The organism is Natronolimnohabitans innermongolicus JCM 12255, assembly GCF_000337215.1.
Lineage (GTDB): Archaea > Halobacteriota > Halobacteria > Halobacteriales > Natrialbaceae > Natronolimnohabitans > Natronolimnohabitans innermongolicus.
On record NZ_AOHZ01000050.1, the window covers coordinates 22,262 to 42,233 of the forward strand.

General features: G+C 67.4%; 21 protein-coding genes. 11 read left to right on the plus strand and 10 right to left on the minus strand.

Annotated features, from left to right (window positions below; genetic code table 11):
• Positions 1–60 precede the first annotated feature (60 nt).
• From C493_RS11090 to C493_RS11100, 3 genes are all read right to left on the minus strand, one after another.
• A complete protein-coding gene (locus C493_RS11090) occupies positions 61–822 on the minus strand; it encodes a helix-turn-helix domain-containing protein (protein WP_007259525.1) in 762 nt (253 codons plus the stop codon).
• A gap of 136 nt (positions 823–958) precedes the next feature.
• Complete coding sequence (gene serB, locus C493_RS11095) at positions 959–1,609, minus strand: phosphoserine phosphatase SerB (RefSeq protein ID WP_007259526.1); 651 nt, start codon at positions 1,607–1,609, stop codon at positions 959–961.
• Between the two features lie 759 nt (positions 1,610–2,368).
• Positions 2,369–2,836: a universal stress protein gene (locus tag C493_RS11100; RefSeq protein ID WP_007259527.1), complete on the minus strand. Its 468-nt coding sequence runs from the start codon at positions 2,834–2,836 to the stop codon at positions 2,369–2,371.
• Positions 2,837–2,990: 154 nt separating this feature from the next.
• Here C493_RS11100 and C493_RS11105 point away from each other — a divergent pair, with 154 nt between their 5' ends.
• Positions 2,991–3,887, plus strand: coding sequence for a DMT family transporter (locus C493_RS11105; RefSeq protein WP_007259528.1), 897 nt, complete (start codon positions 2,991–2,993; stop codon positions 3,885–3,887).
• Positions 3,888–3,969: 82 nt separating this feature from the next.
• Here C493_RS11105 and C493_RS11110 read toward each other — a convergent pair whose 3' ends face one another.
• Positions 3,970–4,395, minus strand: a complete 426-nt coding sequence (locus tag C493_RS11110; RefSeq protein ID WP_007259529.1) for a universal stress protein — start codon at positions 4,393–4,395, stop codon at positions 3,970–3,972.
• Between the two features lie 198 nt (positions 4,396–4,593).
• Here C493_RS11110 and C493_RS11115 point away from each other — a divergent pair, with 198 nt between their 5' ends.
• Together C493_RS11115 and C493_RS11120 are read left to right on the plus strand one after the other, a co-directional pair.
• Positions 4,594–6,048, plus strand: a complete 1,455-nt coding sequence (locus tag C493_RS11115; RefSeq protein WP_007259530.1) for a DUF6498-containing protein — start codon at positions 4,594–4,596, stop codon at positions 6,046–6,048.
• Between the two features lie 328 nt (positions 6,049–6,376).
• Positions 6,377–6,796: a DUF7475 family protein gene (locus tag C493_RS11120; RefSeq protein WP_049889312.1), complete on the plus strand. Its 420-nt coding sequence runs from the start codon at positions 6,377–6,379 to the stop codon at positions 6,794–6,796.
• A gap of 649 nt (positions 6,797–7,445) precedes the next feature.
• Here C493_RS11120 and C493_RS11125 read toward each other — a convergent pair.
• Positions 7,446–8,282, minus strand: a complete 837-nt coding sequence (locus C493_RS11125) for an MOSC domain-containing protein (protein WP_007259532.1) — start codon at positions 8,280–8,282, stop codon at positions 7,446–7,448.
• A 225-nt stretch (positions 8,283–8,507) separates the two neighbouring features.
• On the opposite strand from C493_RS11125, the gene serA reads away from it, so the two are divergent.
• The gene (gene serA / locus C493_RS11130; RefSeq protein WP_007259533.1) at positions 8,508–10,088 is read left to right on the plus strand and encodes a phosphoglycerate dehydrogenase; all 1,581 of its coding nucleotides are present in this window, start codon (positions 8,508–8,510) and stop codon (positions 10,086–10,088) included.
• A 52-nt stretch (positions 10,089–10,140) separates the two neighbouring features.
• Here serA and C493_RS24045 read toward each other — a convergent pair whose 3' ends face one another.
• Positions 10,141–10,266: a DUF7577 domain-containing protein gene (locus tag C493_RS24045; RefSeq protein WP_275039830.1), complete on the minus strand. Its 126-nt coding sequence runs from the start codon at positions 10,264–10,266 to the stop codon at positions 10,141–10,143.
• A 219-nt stretch (positions 10,267–10,485) separates the two neighbouring features.
• On the opposite strand from C493_RS24045, the gene C493_RS11135 reads away from it, so the two are divergent.
• On the plus strand, positions 10,486–10,683 hold the full coding sequence (locus C493_RS11135; RefSeq protein WP_007259534.1) for a hypothetical protein: 198 nt from the start codon (positions 10,486–10,488) through the stop codon (positions 10,681–10,683).
• A gap of 24 nt (positions 10,684–10,707) precedes the next feature.
• Here C493_RS11135 and C493_RS11140 read toward each other — a convergent pair whose 3' ends face one another.
• A complete protein-coding gene (locus tag C493_RS11140) occupies positions 10,708–10,944 on the minus strand; it encodes a hypothetical protein (RefSeq protein ID WP_007259535.1) in 237 nt (78 codons plus the stop codon).
• 424 nt (positions 10,945–11,368) lie between these two features.
• Between C493_RS11140 and hisI the strand changes: the two genes are divergently transcribed.
• The 6 genes from hisI (at position 11,369) to C493_RS11170 (ending at position 17,415) form a co-directional block, all read left to right on the plus strand.
• Positions 11,369–11,743, plus strand: a complete 375-nt coding sequence (gene hisI, locus C493_RS11145) for a phosphoribosyl-AMP cyclohydrolase (RefSeq protein WP_007259536.1) — start codon at positions 11,369–11,371, stop codon at positions 11,741–11,743.
• A gap of 6 nt (positions 11,744–11,749) precedes the next feature.
• Positions 11,750–12,928, plus strand: a complete 1,179-nt coding sequence (locus C493_RS11150) for a DUF7118 family protein (RefSeq protein WP_007259537.1) — start codon at positions 11,750–11,752, stop codon at positions 12,926–12,928.
• Positions 12,929–13,040: 112 nt separating this feature from the next.
• Positions 13,041–14,294 carry a sensor histidine kinase gene (locus tag C493_RS11155; protein ID WP_007259538.1) on the plus strand — a complete coding sequence of 418 codons (1,254 nt, stop codon included), beginning with the start codon at positions 13,041–13,043 and terminating at the stop codon, positions 14,292–14,294.
• A gap of 120 nt (positions 14,295–14,414) precedes the next feature.
• On the plus strand, positions 14,415–14,867 hold the full coding sequence (locus C493_RS11160) for a universal stress protein (RefSeq protein ID WP_049889313.1): 453 nt from the start codon (positions 14,415–14,417) through the stop codon (positions 14,865–14,867).
• A gap of 49 nt (positions 14,868–14,916) precedes the next feature.
• The gene (locus C493_RS11165; RefSeq protein WP_007259540.1) at positions 14,917–15,426 is read left to right on the plus strand and encodes an HPP family protein; all 510 of its coding nucleotides are present in this window, start codon (positions 14,917–14,919) and stop codon (positions 15,424–15,426) included.
• Between the two features lie 435 nt (positions 15,427–15,861).
• The gene (locus tag C493_RS11170; RefSeq protein WP_449289427.1) at positions 15,862–17,415 is read left to right on the plus strand and encodes a site-2 protease family protein; all 1,554 of its coding nucleotides are present in this window, start codon (positions 15,862–15,864) and stop codon (positions 17,413–17,415) included.
• A gap of 41 nt (positions 17,416–17,456) precedes the next feature.
• Here the strand turns inward: C493_RS11170 and C493_RS23045 are convergent, their stop codons facing one another.
• From C493_RS23045 to C493_RS11180, 3 genes are all read right to left on the minus strand, one after another.
• On the minus strand, positions 17,457–17,630 hold the full coding sequence (locus tag C493_RS23045; protein WP_007259542.1) for a hypothetical protein: 174 nt from the start codon (positions 17,628–17,630) through the stop codon (positions 17,457–17,459).
• A 101-nt stretch (positions 17,631–17,731) separates the two neighbouring features.
• The gene (gene glmM / locus C493_RS11175; RefSeq protein WP_007259543.1) at positions 17,732–19,096 is read right to left on the minus strand and encodes a phosphoglucosamine mutase; all 1,365 of its coding nucleotides are present in this window, start codon (positions 19,094–19,096) and stop codon (positions 17,732–17,734) included.
• A gap of 88 nt (positions 19,097–19,184) precedes the next feature.
• Positions 19,185–19,607: a hypothetical protein gene (locus tag C493_RS11180; protein WP_007259544.1), complete on the minus strand. Its 423-nt coding sequence runs from the start codon at positions 19,605–19,607 to the stop codon at positions 19,185–19,187.
• Between the last annotated feature and the right edge of the window lie 365 nt (positions 19,608–19,972).

The following is a 19,972-nucleotide window of genomic DNA, read 5'->3' on the forward strand; positions in this document are numbered from 1 at the left end:
CGAAAACCACATAGTGCTATACAGAATCCCGAGTTCGTCGGATCGGGAGAGAGACGGTCGTCAGTCGTCGGCTGTCGTTCCAACCGCCGCTGTGACCGGACCCGCGGTCGCACTCGAGACGAACGACGTCGCGAGCCACGATTCGGCCTGGGTCAGCCGGTACTGCAGCGTCGAGGTCGCGATCCCTTCCGCGTCGGCGATTTCCGCGACCGACGCCCGCCGCGGGCTGTCGTAGTAACCGTACTCGACGGCCAACTCGAGCGCCTCGCGGTGTTTGTAGGGCAGTTCCGACCCGCCGGAGCGGTCGGTCGGCCACTCGGTCGGCTCGCTGAGGCGTTCGAACTCGAGGCCGAGTCCGTCCCGGAGGTTCGCCTCGAGTTCGTCGTAGATCTCCCTGATCGCGGCGTCGTCGTCGGCCAAAATGCGCCACTTGTACTCGCGGCCGTGTTGCTCAGCTCGGCAGAGGACGCCGTCACCGAGGTGTATCGCGGCGAGATACGGCACCGACCGGCAGCCGTCGCCTTCCGACTGACGCGAGTAGACCAGCCGGCTGGTGGGCCGCTCTGCGAGCGTCTCGCAGGTCCAGTCGACCGGACAGCCGCCCATCCCGCGGAGACTCGAGCAGCGTTCGATCCCCTCGAGGCAGTCGTCGTACGCCGCGAGCGCCTCCGGCGGGCCGGTGACCTCGTCGAGGCGCCACATCGTGTCCGTCGTCGCGTGACAGGAGACCGTCCGCGCGTACAGCCCGGGATGATCGATAAAGACGTCCATCACGTGGTCCGCGCCGGGTTCGTAGGCGATCGTAAAGGCGAACTCGCGCATACGTACCCGGGCCACGGGAACGATCAAGAGCCCACCGTTGGCATATGCCAAAAAAGCTCTAGGAGTTAACGTGTCTGATCGGAACCCGAATCGTTCGGGTGGATTGGCAAGCGGCGCCGACCGCGTCACTCGGCGCTCAGTTCTCGGGCAGCACGCCTTCCTCGAGGAAGACCTCGCGAGCCTCGGCCATCGAGGTGACGACGACCTCGCAGTGGGGTTCGACGGCCGGCTTCGGCTCGAAACCGATCGAGAGGCCGGCGACCTGCAGCATCGGAAGGTCGTTCGCGCCGTCGCCGACGGCGACCGTCTCCTCGAGGTCGGCGCCGACGTCGTCGGCGAGATCCTCGAGGGCGTCGTCCTTGGTGCCCTCGATGAGCGGGCCGTCGACGTCGCCAGTGAGTTCCGTTTCCTCGTCGTCCATCGGAAGTCGGTTCGAGACGATGTGGTCGACCGACGCGCCCTCGCGCTCGAGGGCGGCGGCGACGCCGCGCTCGAAGCCGCCGGTGAGGATGGCGGTCGTGACGCCGGCGTCGTTGAGTTCCTCGATGAGGTCGGCTGCGCCCTCGCGGAGTTCGACCTCGTCGAAGGCGGCCTGCGCGTCCGCGGCCGAGAGCCCCTCGAGCAGGGCCGCGCGCTTGCGCAGGCTCTCGGCGTAGTCGATCTCGTCGTTCATCGAGGCTTCGGTGATCTCGGCCATGTCGTCGGCGACGCCACAGCGGTCGCCAAGCAGTACGGTCATCTCGGAGTCCGAAAGCGTCCCGTCGAAGTCGAAAGCGACGACTGTCATCGCTCGCCGATTGTGGGCCGCCGGATAAACCAGTTCAGGTTTCGGCCCGGCTCAGTCGTCAAGCGGAACGGTCCGGCGTCCGGCTTCGCCGCTGAAATTTGCGTTCACTACCAGTAGTTGGGTGTACGGGTTCGTTGTTCAGAACTTCTTGTGAAACTCGCGTTCAGTACAGACGAACCTCTTTTCGCCTCGGGTGCGCTTCGCGCACCGCTCGGCGAAAACCCGTTCATGCCAAAAAGCCGGTCTCGCTCCGCTCGACCGGTGAATCGCGCTCACTACCGGGTCCTTCGGACCGCTCGTTCGCGCGAACGCTCCTGTTCAACTCGCATACACGCTTGCTAAAGCTGGCTTATACCGAGAGTCGTGACGCGACCGCTCTCCTCACACTGGCCACTATAGTAGCCACTGAAACGGTTTACACACTGATCGCAACGCCGTACTGCGATCAGGTGTGCACTGACGTTCAGTGGCTACTATAGGGATCCCGCATCCTCCCCAGCCGATTCGCTCCTTGCAGTCGCTCATCCCTCGCGCAGCGTCGTCGGAGAACCTCACTATTGTTCGATTCTCCGACAGCGCGCGCCACTGCCCGTGGACGATTCGTTCCGGAGTGAAACAACGGTTATCGTCGCTCTTGTGACGATTTACACACCGATCCCAGTGCAGTCCTGCGATCGGGTGTGCAGTGACGTACAAGCGCGACGATCGTTCGCGGCCATCCCCGGCGGTGACCGGGCACTCCCGAACCGACGGTGCCGATCACCGGTTCGCGTCGTCCGCTCCTGCCACCGGCGTCTTGACGATCGTCACCGGCCGCGAGGCCAGCCTCGAGACGCGCTCCGTGACGCTGCCGAGCAGCTGACGGTACTCGCCGGGACGCTCCTTCGAGCCCATGACGATCACGTCGACGGCTTCGTCGTCGGCGTAGGCCAGAACCTCCTCGTGGGGCGTTCCGTGGCGGACGGCCGTCGTCGGCTCGAGGCCGGCGTCCCGGGCCGCGTCGGCGGCCGCCTCGAGGGCGTCCTCGCCGATCTGCTCGAGCGCCGACTCGAGGCCCTCGAACTCGTGGACGTACTCGTCGCCGGTATACGAGCTGTAGACATCGCTGTCGACGACGTACAGCAGGTGTAACTCCGCACCGGTCGACTCGGCGACGGTGATCGCGTGCTCGGTCGCCAGTTCGGCGCCTTTCTCCGCGTCGGTCGGGAGGAGTATCCGATCGTACATATCTGCCAGTACGCAGTCTACGCTCATAAGGGCGGCCCGTATTTCGAGCGAGTGAAAAGACGGTCGATAGGCCGCCATCGCAACGTTGACCCGGTCGGCATCCCCAGTTCGATTCGAGCATGAGTCGGCGACGACGAGCGGGTGACCCGATCCGATGACGAGCGCGACGCTCGAGGTGGTCGCCCTCGCCCTGATTCCCGCGATCTTCTGGGGGTTTGCGCCGATCTTCGACAAGCGAGGGATGGAGGCCGGCGGCGACTCGGTGCAGGCGTCGGTCGCCGTCGCCGCCGTCGACTCGGCGATCTACTGGGTCGTCATCGCCGTCCTCTACGGCGGGTCGGCGTTCTCGGGGCTCACCCTCGAGGTGCTGGCCGTCTTCGCCTTCGCGGGCGTCGTCGGCACGGCGCTCGGCCGTATCACGATCTTCGTCGGCGTCGACAGGGTCGGCGCGAGTCTCAACAGCGCGATCTTGAGTACGCGGCCGCTGTTCGCGACGCTGATCGCGCTGGCCGTCCTCGACGAACCGCTCGGACCGGTGACGGGGGTCGGTATCGTCGTTCTCGTCGCGGGCCTCTCCCTGCTCGCGGTCTCGAAAGGCGGTGACCTCGCGGGCTGGCGGCCCCGCGACCTGCTGTGGCCGATCGCCGCCGCCGCGACCTTCGCCGTCGCCAACGTCGCCCGCCGGTACGGGATGCTCGAGACGCCGATATCGGCGCTCGAGGCGGTCGCGCTCAACGAAACGGCGGGGCTGGTCGCGCTGCTCGCGTACGTCCTCGCGCTCGGTCGGACCGACGTCTTTCGCCGCCCGCGGGAGTCCTATCGCTACTTCGCCGGCAGCGGCGTCCTGACGGCCGTCGCGATGCTCGCGCTGATGGCCGCTCTGGGGCTCGAGGCGGGCCGGATCGCCATCGTCGATCCGCTGGTGGCGACCGCGCCATTTTTCACGCTGGTGTTCGCGGCCGTCTTGCTTCGCGACCTCGAGCGGGTGACACGGGGCGTCGTCGCGGGCGCCGCGCTGATCGTCGTCGGCGCCGTGCTGATCACGCTCTGAGAGCCGACTCGAGGGCGTCTCTGAGCCCGACTCGAGGGTGGCACCGCTCGGCTGACCGTCTCTCAACCGAACCCGACTGCGATCACTTGACGATCGTCACCGGAACGGTCGCCTTGTCGACCACCGTCTTCGCGACGCTGCCAACGACCCGTTCGCGCTCCTCCGAGAGCCCCCGGTGGCCCACGTAGATACCGCGGGCGTCGATCTCCGCGGCGCGGTCGACGATCGCCTGGGCGGGTCTGCCCGCCAGCAGTTTGGTCTCGGCCTCGAGGTCGCCGTTCGCCACGGTCTCGATCGCGCGGCGCTCGGCCTGCACGAGCGTTCGTTCGCCCTGCTCGACCGCTTCGTCTTCGCCGGGGAGGACGAGGGTGCCGTCGACGAGTTTCGTCTCAGGGGTCAGGACGTGAACGATCTCGAGGGGCGCGTCCCACGCGTCCGCCTCGGCCGCCGCGTGTTCGACCGCGGTATCGCTGACGTCGGAGCCGTCGGTTGCGACGAGGATGTTCATAGGAGACCGTACACCTCGAAACGGTAAATCGGTACCACGTCCGCTCGCATTGGGGAACCGGCGCAGGTCGTCGACGACGCGTCCGTTCGATTCCCGCGGTCAGTGGCCTGTCGCTGGTCGTCGGCCGACGAGCGCCGCCGTCCTCGCCGAGAACGGACCGTTTATGTTCTCGAGGTGAGACGACGGAGTCGAACGTCGATGTCCGTCCTCCGTCCGCCGGCCCGAGACGGCGAGCCGTCCGCGTTCGCGCCGATCCTCGTCGCGAACCTCCTGCCGCTTTTCGGCGTCCTCTGGCTTGGCTGGGAGCCGGTGACGCTCGTGGTGATCTACGGCGCCGAACTCGCACTGTCGATACCGATCGCGGCCGGGAAAGCGCTGTTCGCCCAGCGACCGCCGCCGTCGGACCGCGAGGGCATCGTCACCGCCTCGGAGTCGAAGCTGACCGAGAAACGCGGCCGGTTTCGGGTCCACGACGCCCTGCCGCCGATCTACCCTCGCAACGTGCCCTTCGCCGCCAGCGTCGTCGTCGCCGCCGTCATGTACGCGGTCTTCTTCGGGATCGGCGTCGTCGCGGCGTTCCAGCCCGATGCGAGCGCGGTGAACCTGGCGGTCCTCTCGAGCGTCGCCGCCCTCGCGGTCGGCCAGCTCGCGGAGGCGAGGCGGCAGTACTTCGGAAATCGGGAGTACGAGCGCGTCTCGCCGTACGCCGTCGTGGAGACGCCGATTCGCCAGCTGACCGTCGTGGCGTTTGCGCTCGCATTCCTCGGCGTGGTTCTCGGCTCGACGGGGGCGCTCGTCCTCGTCGTCGGCGCGAAACTTCTCGTCGAGTGGTCGTCCGCCAGGGCGGCCCGCGAGGAGGCCGACGGCGCTCGCCTCGCCGACCGTTTCGCCGGCTGGCTCGCCGGGCCGTCGGGTGCCACCGAGACGCCGGATCCCGTTCGGGTTCCGGAGGCACCGGAACCGAGCCCCGACGAGCGGTTCCGACCGAATCGCAACGCGGTCCTCCTCGAGGGAGCGCTCCACTCGCTGTGGGGGCTCCTCTTTTTCGTCCCCTTCTTCGGCGCCATCTGGCTGCTCGTCATCGTCGCGGTCACGGCGGTGGCCGACTCCGTCGCGGTGTTCTGGCTCGGCGTCGTCGCCACCGTCGTCCTGTTGCTCGTCGCCCTCGCCGTTCAGGTCGCCACCCACTACCTCGAGCACGGCACGCTCGAGTTCCAGCGCCGGGGCGACCACCTCGTCGCCACCGACCGGTTGCTTGGGGAGCCCCAGTGGGCCGAGTCGGTCTACCGACTCCGCAACGTCGACTTCGAGCCGGATCGGTCCGTCGATCGGCTGCTGGGGACGCGAACCGTCACGGTGACGACCGGGATCCGCTCGACCGAGACCGAGCGGCGACTCGGACCGATCGACGATCCCGACCGGCTGATCGACGTCTTCGAACTGCCGCTCGGCCGGCGCGACCTCGAGCCCGTCAACCGACCCCTCGCGGTCGCGGCGCTCGGTCTCGGCGCCGCGGCCGTCCTCGGAATCGCCGCCGTCCTCGCCTATCCCGAGAGCTCGATGAACGCGCGGGTCAACGCGCTCTTCTACGCGCCGTTCGTGCTGGTGATCCCGGTTGGCCTCTGGAAGTGGGCCTGTTCGACCGGCGGGTGAGACGACGCGGGCGTCCCCCGAAGAGATACCGCAGGAACCGGGTCGCCCGCTCGAGGGGCTGGATGAGGACGACGGTCGTCACTGGCGGCCGACCGCCGGTATCGGATAGCACATGACAACGAGCGGAGGGTGATCGCGAGCAGCTGTTCGTCGATCGAGTGCTCGCGACTGGTCTACGGCCAGACGTAGCTCTCCGCGGGCGGGACCAGTTGGTCGCGCTCGAGCGTCCCGGACACGTCCGGCTCGCCGGTCGGCTGCTGACCCGTCTAGCTCGGCGTTCGAGGGTCGTACCAGACTGTTTTTGGCCCGGCTGGCCGACACGTCGGATATGTGTGCTAATCCCACGACTGGTACAGATAGTAGTACAGCTAGTACGTTCGTCCGCCCCTCCAACCCTGCCGGATACGTCGCGATTCTCGCGGCACTAGTTACAGGCGTGTTGCATCTGGTAGCGGCCACGAACGCCATCGATTTCAGCGAGATACTCGCAATCCTGTTCGTCCTCAACGGGCTCGGCTTCCTCGGCGGACTGATCCTCTATCTGACCGTCTACTGGCGACGATGGCTGTTTCTCGTCGCGGCGGTCTACTCGATCGTGACGATTCTCGCGCTGTTTCCGGTCCAGGGCTGGGGACTTACTGCGTTTTACATGGACGGGAGCCTCAACCCGCTGGCTGTCATCACGAAAGCAGCCGAGGCCGTTCTCGCGGTATGTGCACTCTACCTGTACGCTGCAATCGCGGACTGATCAAACCGAGGGCGGACCGCGCCTGAGCGGTCCATCACGTCCACGAAATCAGGGAGAGACCGAATCCACGCCTGCGGAGACTGCATTCCCTGTGGAATCGACAAAGTGCGTCGTGGAAACAGGAAACCCCGGGGTCGTTCGAGAGAGCAACGCTCTCTCGTGATGACGAGAATCTTCGATTCACGAACCACGTGACCCCGAGGCACTTCACCGCCTGCTATTCATACTGCCGGACAGCACGCGTTGCCGATCGATCGCGCGACTGCGATCGTCGCCGTCGGAGCCGACCGCGGATTCGCGACCGACGCCGCACTGACTGCTGTCCGAACAGTATCAGCAGGACGTCTGATACGGATTGCGGTACCGATGTCCCGGCGCAACCGCCGCCCGGGTCGCGGGTGCGCCGGACCTGACGGACAGTAACCCGTCTGAAAGACCCACTGGTCAAGAGGTTCAAAAAGAAAACCAAGGCGGATTCCCCGCCCTTCCGAAAACCTGCGGTTTTCGGCTTTCGCAAATCTTCGATTTGCGTCAACACTGCGGGCGGGGTTGAACAGCGCCAAAACAGCGTGATAACGCTCAAACGAGCTCGGGCTTTCGAATACGAGTTTCTTGGGGTTCGAGCGATTGACCTGCTCTCCCATTCACGTCAGTCGCCGTCGAGGACACGAACTGGATCCCCGACCTCGAGCGACGTCCCCCGATCTTCCGCCGGTACCCGCGCGATCAGCATCAGCGTGTAGTAGTGGTCGAACGCGCCCTCGTCGGCCCAGTCGGGGAACGTCTCCTCGCGCTTCTCGACGAACCGCCGGCGGAACTCGGAATCCGGCTCGCCCGTCTCGGGATCGCGCGTCGGGACGACGCAGCGACCACAGGGCGTGACGCCCTCGAGTCGCACCCCGTCGATTTCGAAGGCGGGGGCGTCGTCGCCGACGAAGCGGTCCTCCCAGAACGGCTCGACCCCGTCGACCTCGACGTTCGCCCGCATGCGTCGCCGCACGCTCTCGACGGTCAGGTCGTCGAACCAGTCGGCGACCGCCTCGAGCGTCGCGGTGCTGATGACCGACGGCCCCATCTCGCGGCGGTCGACGTAGCCCAGCGTTCGGTCGCGCTCGAGGGTCAGCTCTTCGCCGAAGTAGTCGCCGAACCAGTCGGCCGCGCGCTCGCGGTCCGCGGCGTCCCCGAGGTCGAATTGGGCGTCTGTGTCGACCGTCACGCCTGTCGCGGTCGCCGTGCCTTCCTCGTCCGTGCCAGCCGCGTCGCCGGCGACCGACACCGCGAGTTCGGTCGTCTCCGGATCGAAATCGGTCCGCAGGTCGTGAACTCGCTCGGTTCGCTTCCCGTTGATCACCTCGCCGTCCGTATCGAACAGGGCGAACTCCCGGTCGTGGGCCAGCGTCCCGCCCTCGAGGACGGTCGTCGCCTCGAGGTCGATGCCGTCGAGTCCCTTCACCGGATACACCGTGAGTCGCTCGAGTCGTGCCATTGCTTGCTATTGCCTCGAGACGCGCATATAACTGTCCGTTCGAACAGCTTTCGGGCGAAAGGCGGAACGGACAGTCGTCAGTTCCGACCTGCGATCGTCGAAGTCGGAACGAACTCGGGCGATAACGCCACGGCCCGCACCGTCCGTACGCGACCGCTGTGGACAATTTTTGCCACCGCTCGCAACAACGGAAGCGTTTACCTGTTGCGCCCGATTGTCTCGCGCATGAAGGTACTGGTCACGGACCCGATCGCCGACGCTGGTCTGGACGTACTCAGAGACGCCGGCCACGACGTCGAGACAGGCTACGACCTCGAGGGCGAGGACCTCCTCGAGGCGGTATCGGACGCCAACGGGCTGATCGTCCGCTCGGGAACCGAAGTCACCGCGGAGGTACTCGAGGCGGCCGACGAACTCGCGATCGTCGGCCGTGCGGGGATCGGCGTCGACAACATCGATATCGAGGCCGCGACGGACGAGGGCGTCATCGTCGCCAACGCTCCCGAGGGCAACGTTCGCGCCGCCGCCGAACACACCGTCGCGATGACGTTCGCGGCCGCCCGTTCGATTCCGCAGGCACACATCCGCCTGAAGAACGGCGAGTGGGCCAAAAGCGAGTATCTCGGCGCCGAACTCGACAGCAAGACACTGGGCGTCGTCGGCCTCGGCCGCGTCGGCCAGGAGGTCGCCAAGAAACTCGACTCGCTGGGCATGGACATCGTCGCCTTCGACCCCTACATCTCCGAGGAGCGCGCCGACCGGCTCGGCGCCGAGCTCGTCGAGTTCGAGGACTGTCTCGCCCGCGCCGACTTCCTCACCATCCACACGCCCCTCACGCCGGAAACGGAAGGCATGATCGGCGAGGAGGAACTCGACCTCCTCGAGGACGGCTACGTCATCAACGTCGGCCGCGGCGGCATCATCCAGGAGGACGCGCTCGCGGCGAAAGTCGAGGACGGCACCCTCGCTGGCGCCGCACTGGACGTCTTCGCCGAGGAGCCCCTCTCGGCGGACTCGCCGCTGCTCGAGCACGAAGACGTCATCGTCACGCCCCACCTGGGTGCCTCGACGGAGGCCGCCCAGGAGAACGTCGCGACCTCGACCGCCGAGCAGGTCAGCGCCGCACTCGTCGGCGAACCCGTCGCGAACGCGCTCAACGCGCCCTCGATCGACGAGAGCGCATTCCCGCGCGTCGAACCCTACATCGAGATCGCCGAGACGGCCGGCAAGGTCGCCGCCCAACTGCTCGAGGGCCGCATCGAGGACGTCGAGATCACCTACGAGGGCGACATCGCCGACGAGGACGTCGAGTTCGTCACCGCGAGCGCCCTGAAGGGCGTCTTCGAGCCGCTCGAGTGGCAGGTCAACGCCGTCAACGCGCCCCAGATCGCCGAGGACCGCGGCGTCGACGTGACGGAGTCGAAAACGCGACAGGCCGAGGACTTCCAGAGCCTCATCTCGGTAACCGTCAGCAACGACGACAACGCCGTGACGGTCGAGGGAACGCTCTTTGCGGGCGACGATCCACGAATCGTCCGCGTCGACGGCTACCGCGTCGACGCCATCCCCCATGGGAAGATGGTCGTTACGCGCAACACCGACGAGCCCGGCGTCATCGGCCTCATCGGTTCCGTGATGGGCGCCCACGGCGTCAACATCGCCGGGATGTTCAACGCCCGCGAGGCCCACGGCGGCGAGGCGCTTACGGTGTACAACGTCGACAGCCAGGTTCCCGACGAAGCGAAAGAGGAACTCGAGGAAGACGACCGCATCATCGGCATCGACTACATCACGCTCAACGGGTAGATCCCGATCGGGCGCTCGCACGCGCGAGACGCCCCGACCGATCGGTCCGTTCTCACAGCGACTCCGGCCTCGAGGGCAGCGTCTGGAGACAGTTGCGACAGTAGGTGTAGAACGGCTCGTTTTCCGTGCCACACGTTCGGCAGGTCACCGGCTGTTCGGACTGCGTCGAGGTACTCATCAGCGAGTGTGCGCCCTCGAGTCGGAAGACCGTCGCGGTGACGTTTGCAAGCCCGAGCGAACGGACGGCTCGAGAGCCGACAGGTCCGATTCACAGTACGCAGGGGTATCCCCGTCGAACGCCTCCGTTCGTGGGAGGGAAAACCATGGCAATCCAAACTACCCGTCCGAGCCGCGATCGACGCCGAGCGCCGTCGACGACGCCGTGGAGAGCCGATGGATGATCCGCAACGCGATCGCACTCGCCGTCCCGTCGATGCTCGGCCTGCTGGTGCTCGTCGTCGGACTCGACGTGCTGACGGGCGTGTTCGCGATCCCGTCGCCGACCGGCACGCTCGTCCGCGGCGGCCTGCTCGTCGCGCTGGCGATGGGTGTGCTGGTGTTGGCGTTTCCGTTCGGCGGCGGCGAAACCGACTAGCCGACCGACCGAACGGTCGCGCTCTCACGCCCGTACGTAGAGGAGACCGAGCAGGTGACCGGTGGCGATCGCCGTTCCAACCAGCACGGCCGCGACGGGAAACAGCTCGAGCGGAAGCGCATACAGCGAGAACGCGGAGATCACCACGGCGGTGGCGTACAGCAGTACCTGCAGCGTGACGATTACCGAAACGAGCAGCTCCCCGACGACGCCGAGATCGAGGCGAAACGCGTGCTCGCCCCCTGTGTTATTTGTTGACATACGACTATAATTGCCAATGGTGAACTTAAGCGTTTTCACCAGATCGCCGATTGTGATTGGTGCGCGCGGCGAAACCTGACCGTTCGTCGATCCGCACGTCGACCCGGATCGATCGCGTTGCTCGAGTCGAGGTGACGAGACCGAGCCTGTACGCCGTCGCGTTCATCGGTTCGATTCGGCGGTTCCGTTCATCGGTTCGATTCGGCGGTTCCGTTCATCGGTTCGATTCGGCGGTTCATTCCTCTGGCGTTGGAACGCGAGAGACGTTCGAGAGTCGCGGCGACGCCCGGATCAGGAGCGGATCCGACGGCGTACGCGCGCCCCTCCGGTCGGGAATGAGCACGCCCGTCGCCTCGAGCGAGTGCCCACAGCGACTCGAGCGCGGTGACAAAAGACCTATCGGCCCTCCAACCAACCCTCGGATATGGACGAAGACGTTGCGGTCGACTTCGGCGAGAACGGACTCGTCCCCGCGATCGCACAGGACGCGGAAACGGGCGAGGTGCTGATGCTCGCGTACGTCTCCCCGGAGGCCCTCGAGCGCACGCGCGAGACGGGGGTCGCCCACTACTACTCCCGGAGCCGCGACGAGCTCTGGCAGAAGGGCAAGACGAGCGGCCACACGCAGGCCGTCGAGGAGGTCCGCGTCGACTGCGACGCCGACACCCTGCTCTATCTCGTCGACCAGGAGGGCGGCGCCTGCCACACGGGCCATCGCTCGTGTTTCTACCGCACGCTCGAGGGAGAGAACGTCGGCGAACGGGCCTTCGACCCCGACGCGGTCTACGACGACGACTAACAGGCTATGAGCGAACGCGTCCACGACGCCGGCGCGACCGCCGGCAACGGCGACGGTGACGACCAGTCTCCCCTCGAGGCGCTCGAGGCCGCCCGCGAGCGGTTCGAGCGGGCCGAACGTCGGATCGACGAGCACGGCGGCGAGGCGGTCGCCGACGCCGCCGAGGCCTACCGCGAGGCGACCGGGCTGCTCGAGGACTACGTCGACCGCGCGACGGGCACCGGCCGGGAGAACTTCAAGGCCTACGTCGAACTCGAGGGGAAGTTCGATTCGCTCGTCTCGAGTCTCCCGGACGACCTCAAGGGCCGCGACGCCTTTGAGGACGCCCTCGACGCCATCGACAAGCGCCGGCTCAGCGAGGACGACTTCGAGCGCGCGAACGAGGCGCTGGATCCCGCCCGCCAGTACGCCGACATGCTCGACGAGCGCGAGGCGGCCCGCGAGGCCATCGACGACGCCCGGACGGGCGCGGCCAAACGGCTGCGGGAACTCGACGACGAGATCCCCGAGCGCGAGCGGCTCCTCGAACTCGCGACCGCCGACCTCGAGGCGCCCGTCGAGGACCTCCGCGACCCGATCGAGGCGTACAACGAGCTGATCGTCGCCGCCGTCGAGGAGTACCGCCTCGAGGCGTCGGCTCGGGAGGTCTTCGCCCTGCTCGAGCGCAGCCGCTGGTATCCGTTCGTGGACTACGAGCAACCGCCGGAGGACCTCGCCGCGTACGTCGACGAGAACGAGGCCGGCGAGTACACGCTGCCGGAACTGCTCGAGTACGCCGACTACTCCCGGTCGAAGCTCGAGCACTACGTCGACAGCGCGGACGAACTCAAGCGACGGGTCGCGACCCAGCAGACGTTCCTCGACGGCATCGACGGCGAACCGCTGACGATTCCGTGGCCGCCGGCCGAGGCGGGCGTACTTCGGCGACGAACTCGCGAGTACCGCCCGTTCGTCGAACGCGTCGCCGGTGCGGACGCCGTCGCGCAACTGCGCTCGATCCGCCGGCTCACGACCGATCCCGCGTTCGAGTACGACCGACTCCAGACGGCTGCACAGGCGGTCACGCAGCTCACCGCCGACGAGCGCGAGCGACTCGCCGACGGCCAGGTCGCCGACGAACTCGAGGCGCTGCGGGCCGAGCGAGCGCGCCTCGAGGACGCGCTCGACGTCGACGACCCGGTCTGAGACGGGGTCCCACCCGAGCGAAGTTGTGATCGGTCGGCATCATTGATAGTCTCTAAATGGTTAATAACACAGACCAACTCGTTAATATACCATTGCCCCCTAGCGGGAGCCAATGGCTCACTGGAATCGTCTCCTTACCGCGCTCGGATTGGTCCTTGTTGCCCTCGCTGGCGGGTCGATCGGCTACACGCTGCTCAGCAACGGCGATCAACCGGAGGTTGCGCTGGTAGAGGTCACCATCGACGCGGTGTTGATCGGCGCTCCGGGGCTCGCAATGATGTACACCGCCGCGTGGTTGCCGACGACGGCGATTCCGCCCGAACTCTACTCGCGGATCGTCGCGTGGACCGGCGGCGGCATCGCCATTATGGCCGTCGTCGTCGGGTTGCGCGAGCTCCACCCCGCCGTCGAACTCGACCTCACGGGCGGCACGCAGACGATTCTGTTATCGATCAGTTCGATCACCGGACTCCTCATCGGCGTTCAGAGCGCGCGCACGAAAGCGCAGTCACAGGCGCTCGAGCGCCAGAACAGGGAGCTCCAGCAGAAGTACGAACTCGAGAAACAAAACGAGCAGTTACGACGAACCGAGCAGCGCCTCGAGGAGGCGGTCACCGAACTGGAGGCGTCGAACGAGCGACTCGAGGAGTTCGCCTACGCCGTCTCCCACGACCTCCAGGAACCCTTGCGGATGGTCAGGAGCTACGTGCGGCTTCTCGAGCGGCGCTACGGCGACGAACTCGACGACGACGGGCAGGAGTTCGTCGACTACGCGGTCGACGGCGCCGAGCGGATGGGGACGATGATCGACGGGCTGCTCGCGTACTCACGGATACAGACGCAGGGCGAGTCGTTCGAGCCCGTCGACCTCGAGGTCGTCCTCGAGGACGTTCGAACCGACCTACAGCTCAAGATCGAAGAGCACGACGCCGAAATCGAGAGCGAGTCCCTGCCGACCGTCACCGGCGACGAGAGTCAGTTGCGGCAGGTGTTTCAGAACCTGCTGTCGAACGCGATCGAGTACAGCGGCGACGAACCGCCTCGGGTGCGGATTACGGCCGAGCGCGACGGCGGCGACGGCGACGAGGGCGCGTGGACGATCGCCGTCAGCGACGAAGGGATCGGAATGGAGCCGGCCGACACGGAGCGCATCTTCGAGATCTTTCAGCGACTCGAGACGGCCGACGACCGGTCGGGTTCGGGAATCGGGCTGGCGGTGTGCAAACGGATCGTCGAACGCCACGGCGGCGAGATCCGGGTCGAAACTGCACCCGGAGAGGGATCGACGTTCTTCGTGACGCTCCCCGACGCGGATCACCCGGCGGCGATCTCACCCGTCGAAAGCGAACCCCTGCAGACGAGGTGACGGTCGGTCGGCGTGCGGCCACCGTCGATGACATCCGCGACGAGGGCGGCGTGACCCCGACACCCGCGCCCGCTCGCGTCCGCCCCGTCAACTGAAGGCCACGTCGGTCGTAGCCGTGGTATGGCGAGACGCATCCTCGTGCCGATGGACGACTCCGAGCCCGCTCGAGCAGCGCTCGAGCACGCGCTGGCGATGTTTCCGGACGACGAGATTCGCGTCATCCACGTCGTCGACGACCTCGAGGCGGGCTACGGCGGCGGACGGCCGCCCGTCGCGGCGGACAGCGACGGCGGCGGCGACGCGGACGAGCCGTCGTTTTTCGCGGATATCCGCGAGGTCGCCGCCGAAGACGGCCGACCCCTCGAGGCGACCGTCATCGAAGGCTCGTCGCCGACGGCGATCCTCGAGCACGGCGAAGAGATCGGCGCCGATCAGATCGTGATGGGCAGCGAGGGCCGGTCGGGCGTCTCCCGAATGCTGCTTGGCAGCGTCGCGGAGGGCGTCACGCGTCGGTCGACGATTCCGGTGACGATCGTCCCTCGTTCCCGGTCTCGGTCCGAGACGAACCGCTAATGGCCGCCAGAGCAGCGGTCTTTTCTCTCGGGGCCACCGACGGGACGCTATGGACGACCGGACGGGGACCACGCTCCACACCGGCCTTCTCATTTCGACGACCGCGGTGATGGCGTGGCTGTCCGGCCTCCCGTTGCTGTTTCCGAGCCTCGGTCCGTCGGCGTTCGTCCTGGCGCTGTTTCAGGACAGCGACGCGACCGCGCCGCGGCGCGTGATCGGCGGTCACGCGATCGGCGTGGTCGCCGGACTGTTCGCGTACCACCTGCTCGGGGCCGGCATCACGATGACGGCGGTCGCCGATCCGGGCTCGCTCGAGGGGCTCAGACTCGCCGCGAGCGGCGTCCTCGCGACCACGCTGACCGCTGGCGGCATGCTCGCGACCGGGACGCGCCATCCCCCGGCCTGTGCGACGACGCTGATCGTCTCGCTCGGCCTTCTCTCGACGATCCGCGAGGGCGTGCTGATCGTCGGTACCGTCGTCGTTCTGGTCGCTGCCCACCAGCTCCTGCTCGCGACCGAACGGCTGGGCGCGCGCTACGGCGAGCGGTTCCGGTCGTGAGCCGGCGCTCGCTCGTCGAGCGAGGCCGCCGTCACCGAACGGACGCTGCGAGACCGATACGTTGATCGTGTCTCGTTACTATCACGAAATCGAATAGATGGGTGAAGACGGATCGGTGACGACTCGAGTCCCCGCGGTCGACACGTCGGACGCCGCGAGCCAGCGGAGGTCGATCGGACCGTGTTGACGACGCTGTTCTGGATCGTTCTCGGATTCGCCGTCTACACGGCNCTCGAGGCCCGCGGGCTGCTCCCGTCGTGGATCCGCGTCTGGGGACCGCTGGTCACGTTCGAGACCACGAACGGACTCGGCGCCCTCGATCGGTTGGCGGCGCCGCGCCACCGCCGACGCTGGCGCGTGTGGACGAACGGCGGCGTCGCGGTCACCCTGGCCTTGCTCGTCATCACGTTCGGACTGGTGCTCTTTGCGGCGTTCGTGGCCCTGACACAGGGGGGCGCAAGCGAGGTCAACCAGCCGCGAAACGCGCTCGCGATTCCGGGCGTCAACGACTTCCTCCCGCTCGCCGCGACGCCCGAGATCCTCGCCGGGCTGTTCGTCGGCCTCTTCGTCCACGAGTTCGGTCACGGCGTCCTCAGCCGCGTCGAGGGCATTTCCGTCGAGTCGGCCGGCCTGATCGTTCTCGCCGTCGTCCCCTTCGGGGCGTTCGTCGGCATCGACGAGGACGACGAGCGCGAGGCGGAGACGAGCAGCCGCAACCGGATCTACGCCGCCGGCATCGCGAACAACCTCGCGCTGGCGGCCGTCGCCGTCGGCTGTCTCGTCCTGCTCGTTTCGACCTCGATCGCCGCCGTCCCCGGCGTCGCCGTCGGCGGCGTCTATCCGGGCACGCCGGCCGACGAGGCGGGCCTCGAGCGCGGCGACGTGATCACCGCGGTCGACGGCGAGAGGATCGAAAGTGACGACGACCATCGCGAGGCCCTCGAGGCGGCGAACGACAGCGTCGAGCTCGGCGTCGAGGGCGCTCGCGACGGCACCAAAACCGTCACCATCGAGCGATCGGTGGTCGTCACCAGCGCGCTCGCGGGCAGCGGCGACGGCGGGGGCGACGGAGAGGCGACCGCACTCGAGCCGGGCCAGACGATCACCGCGGTCGACGGCGAGGCGGTCGCCACCGAGCGAGAGTTCGCCACCGCCCTCGAGAACGCGACAGTCGTCGATCTCGAGACCGACGACGGAAGCGGTCCGCGGACGGTCGTCGCCGGCGTCGCCGTAAGCGACGTCGACAGCGACGGGGCGCTGGCGGCCGCCGGCGTACTCGACCCCGGCGACGAACCCGACTCGCTCGTGATCACGGTCCTCGACGGCGAGCGGATCGTCGACGACGGGGACCTCTTCGACGCGCTCGAGGACGCCGAACCCGGCGAGACCGTCACCCTCGAGGCGGCCGTCGACGGCGAGGTCGAGACGTACGCGGTGACGCTCGGCGAGCGCGACGGCGACGCCGCACTCGGCGTCGCGCTCGCTCCGGGAACGAGCGGGATCACGGTGACCGACCTCGGCGTCGACGCCCATCCCCACGAGCAACACCTCGCGGTGCTCTCCGGCGACGTGGGGGCCGGGGACGGCCTCGACGCCTCGGTGCTTGCCGGCGCGCTGGCGCTCTTTGCGCTTCCCTTCGCCGGCATGATCGACGGCGTCTCGTCGGCGAACTTCGGTGGCTTCGTCGGCTCGGTTGCGGACTTTTACACCGTTACGGGCTCGCTCGCCGCGCTCGAGGGCGTCGTGTTCGTCGTCGCAACTCTACTGTTCTGGGCGTGGTGGCTCAACCTCCTGCTCGGCGTCTTCAACTGCATTCCCTGCTACCCGCTCGACGGCGCCAAGATACTGCGCACGACCGTCGAGGACGTCGGCTCGAGAATCGGACTCGAGTCGCCGGCACGGGTCGCCAGCGCGGCGATGGTCGGCGCCAGCGGGCTCGTCGGCGTCGCGATCGCGCTGGTGCTCGCGAGTCCGTTCCTGGTCGGTTGAGCCGGTCGTCCACCGGTAGCGTAACGGATCGGATCGGGTCGTCAAGCGGTGCGATACTCCCCGTAGCGCCGCGAGAGTTCGCTCACCACGACGGCGACGAAGACGAGCACCGCGACGACGAACAGCGGAAACAGTTCCGGAACGACGAGGGGGAAAATCGAGAGCTGGATGCCGATCAGCAGCAACAGCGCGTCCTTCTGGCGTGCGTCGCTCATGATCGGAGAGAAACATATAAGAGATAAACGACTTTCGGTGCGTGACTCGAGTCCACTCGAGTCGCGGCGAATGACGGTGAGTCGAAGGAGACCGAATCGGATCAGGCGTCGGCTTTCGCGTCGGCCAGCGTCTCGAGCATCTCGTCGGCGAGTTCGCTGGCGCGGGCTTCGTTTCTGGCTTCGGCGTAGATCCGGACGAGCGGCTCGGTGCCGGAGGGGCGTGCGAGCACCCAGGCGTCGCCGTAATCGAGTCGGTAGCCGTCGCGGGTGTTGAGCTCGGCGTCGGCCTCCTGTGCGTGGTTCGCGGCGGCGTCGAGCATCGCGTCGCGTTCGGCCGTCGATTCGTACTCGACGTTGTGGCGGACGTTCGCGTAGCCGTCGTAGGGGGCGACGATCTCGCTGGCGGGGCGCTCGGCGACCAGCTCGAGGAATCGCGCGGCGGTGAAGGCGCCGTCGCGAGTGAGCCGGTAGGACGGGAAGAAGATCCCGCCGTTGCCCTCGCCGGCGATCGGCACGCGTTCGCCGTTCTCCTCGAGTTCCTCGATGCGGGTGATGATGTTCGTCGACCCGATCGGCGTCAGTTCGAGGTCGGCGCCGACATCGCCGACGACGTCGACGAGTCGCTGGGAGACGTTGACCGCCGAGACGGTCGTATCGCCGGCCTCGAGTTCGGCGGCCGCGAGCGCGGCGAGCGCGGCGTCGCCCTCGACGTAGGTGCCGGTCTCGTCGTAGAAGATCGCGCGGTCGGCGTCGCCGTCGTGGGCGATGCCGACGTCCGCGTCGGTCGCCCGGACGAGTTCGCCGAGGTCCGCGAGGTTGTCCGGGACGGGCTCGGGGTCGCGTCCGGGGAAGTGGCCGTCGGCCTGGCCGTTGACGGTGACGACGCGACAGCCGAGTTCGCGGAAGAACTCGGGGCTCGTGAGCGCGCCGGCGCCGTGACCTGGGTCGAGCGCGACCGTCAACTCGGCGTCCGCGATGGTCTCTCGGTCGGCCGCCGCGAGCAGTTCGTCGACGTAGGCGCGGCGGACGCCGTCGATCTCTCGGACGCGGCCGGTCTCGTCCCACGGCGCGACGGCCGACTGTTCCGAGAGGAGGACTTCTTCGATCGACTCGAGGTCGGTGATCGCGAGTTCGATCCCGTCTGCGCCGACGAGTTTGACCCCGTTGTACTGCGGCGGGTTGTGCGAGGCCGTGACGACCATGACCGGGACCCCCTCCCGTTCGGCGTAGGCCTGTGCACCCGGTGTCGGAACGATGCCGAGCCGGTCGACGTCAGTCCCCGTGCTGGCGAGTCCGCTCGCGGCCGCGTCGGCCAGCATCCGCCCCGTGTATCGCGTGTCGCGCGCGATGCCGACGCGGTCGACCCCCCAGGCCGTTCCGGCCGCTTTCGCGACGCGCAGGACGAACTCGGGCGTCAGTTCCTCGTTGGCGACGCCCCGCGTCCCGCTCGATCCGAACACTTGCATCGCCTGCTAGTGCGTGGGGTTCCCTCAAAGGGATTGCGTAACCGTCACGGCAAACAACGGTGGAGCGGACGCCTCGCGAGCGTCGCGATCACGCCGTCGCCGTGGCGTCTTCCGACGCCGCCGTCGACTCGTCGCCGCGCGTCGAGAGCACCACGACGAGCAGATAAAGCGCGCCGAGCGCCCGCGCCGCGGGCTTTACCCACGGCTTCAACTCGAGGTCGTCGGCGTTCTCGTAGACCAGCCGCTGGCTCAGATCGATGAACGGTCGCGGAACGGCGAGCAGGGCGAGACCGGCCGCGCCGAGGAGCGTACTGACCAACGTCGACCCCTCCCGGCCGCGAACCAGCACCCAGACGAACAACAGCCCCTCGAGTCGTGCCCCCCACAGCGCCCGCGGGCGCAACTGGGCGTCGTCGGGGTTCTCGAGGCCGATCCGCTCGCAGGCGTCGATGACCGGCTGCGGTTTGGCGATCTCGTAGCAGCCGAAGGCGATGAGCAATTTCCGAAGCATCGACGCCGACGTACGGCGTCGACCGGGAAAAAAGCGACATTCGATAGGGTTCGGTACGTATCGCTTACGAGTGCGCTTCGATCGGTTCTGTCGGCGAATCGATAAGGCGAACGACGCCAAAGAGCGTGGGGTGCGGACCGATGTGGGAGCCTCGGTACGTTTCCCTGCCGGATGATGGCCTGATATTTCGACTGTGACGACGGACTGGGGAAACAGACCGACACGTGCGTCTCGAGCGGCGAGACGACGGTCGAATTCGAGTGGCCGAACTGGGGCCACCGGTGGTCGCGCTCCCGTGAGTTCCGTCTCCTCCCTCTCCGGCCCGAACGGTGGCGTTTTCCGCGTCCGCGAATGTGAGCGTCGAT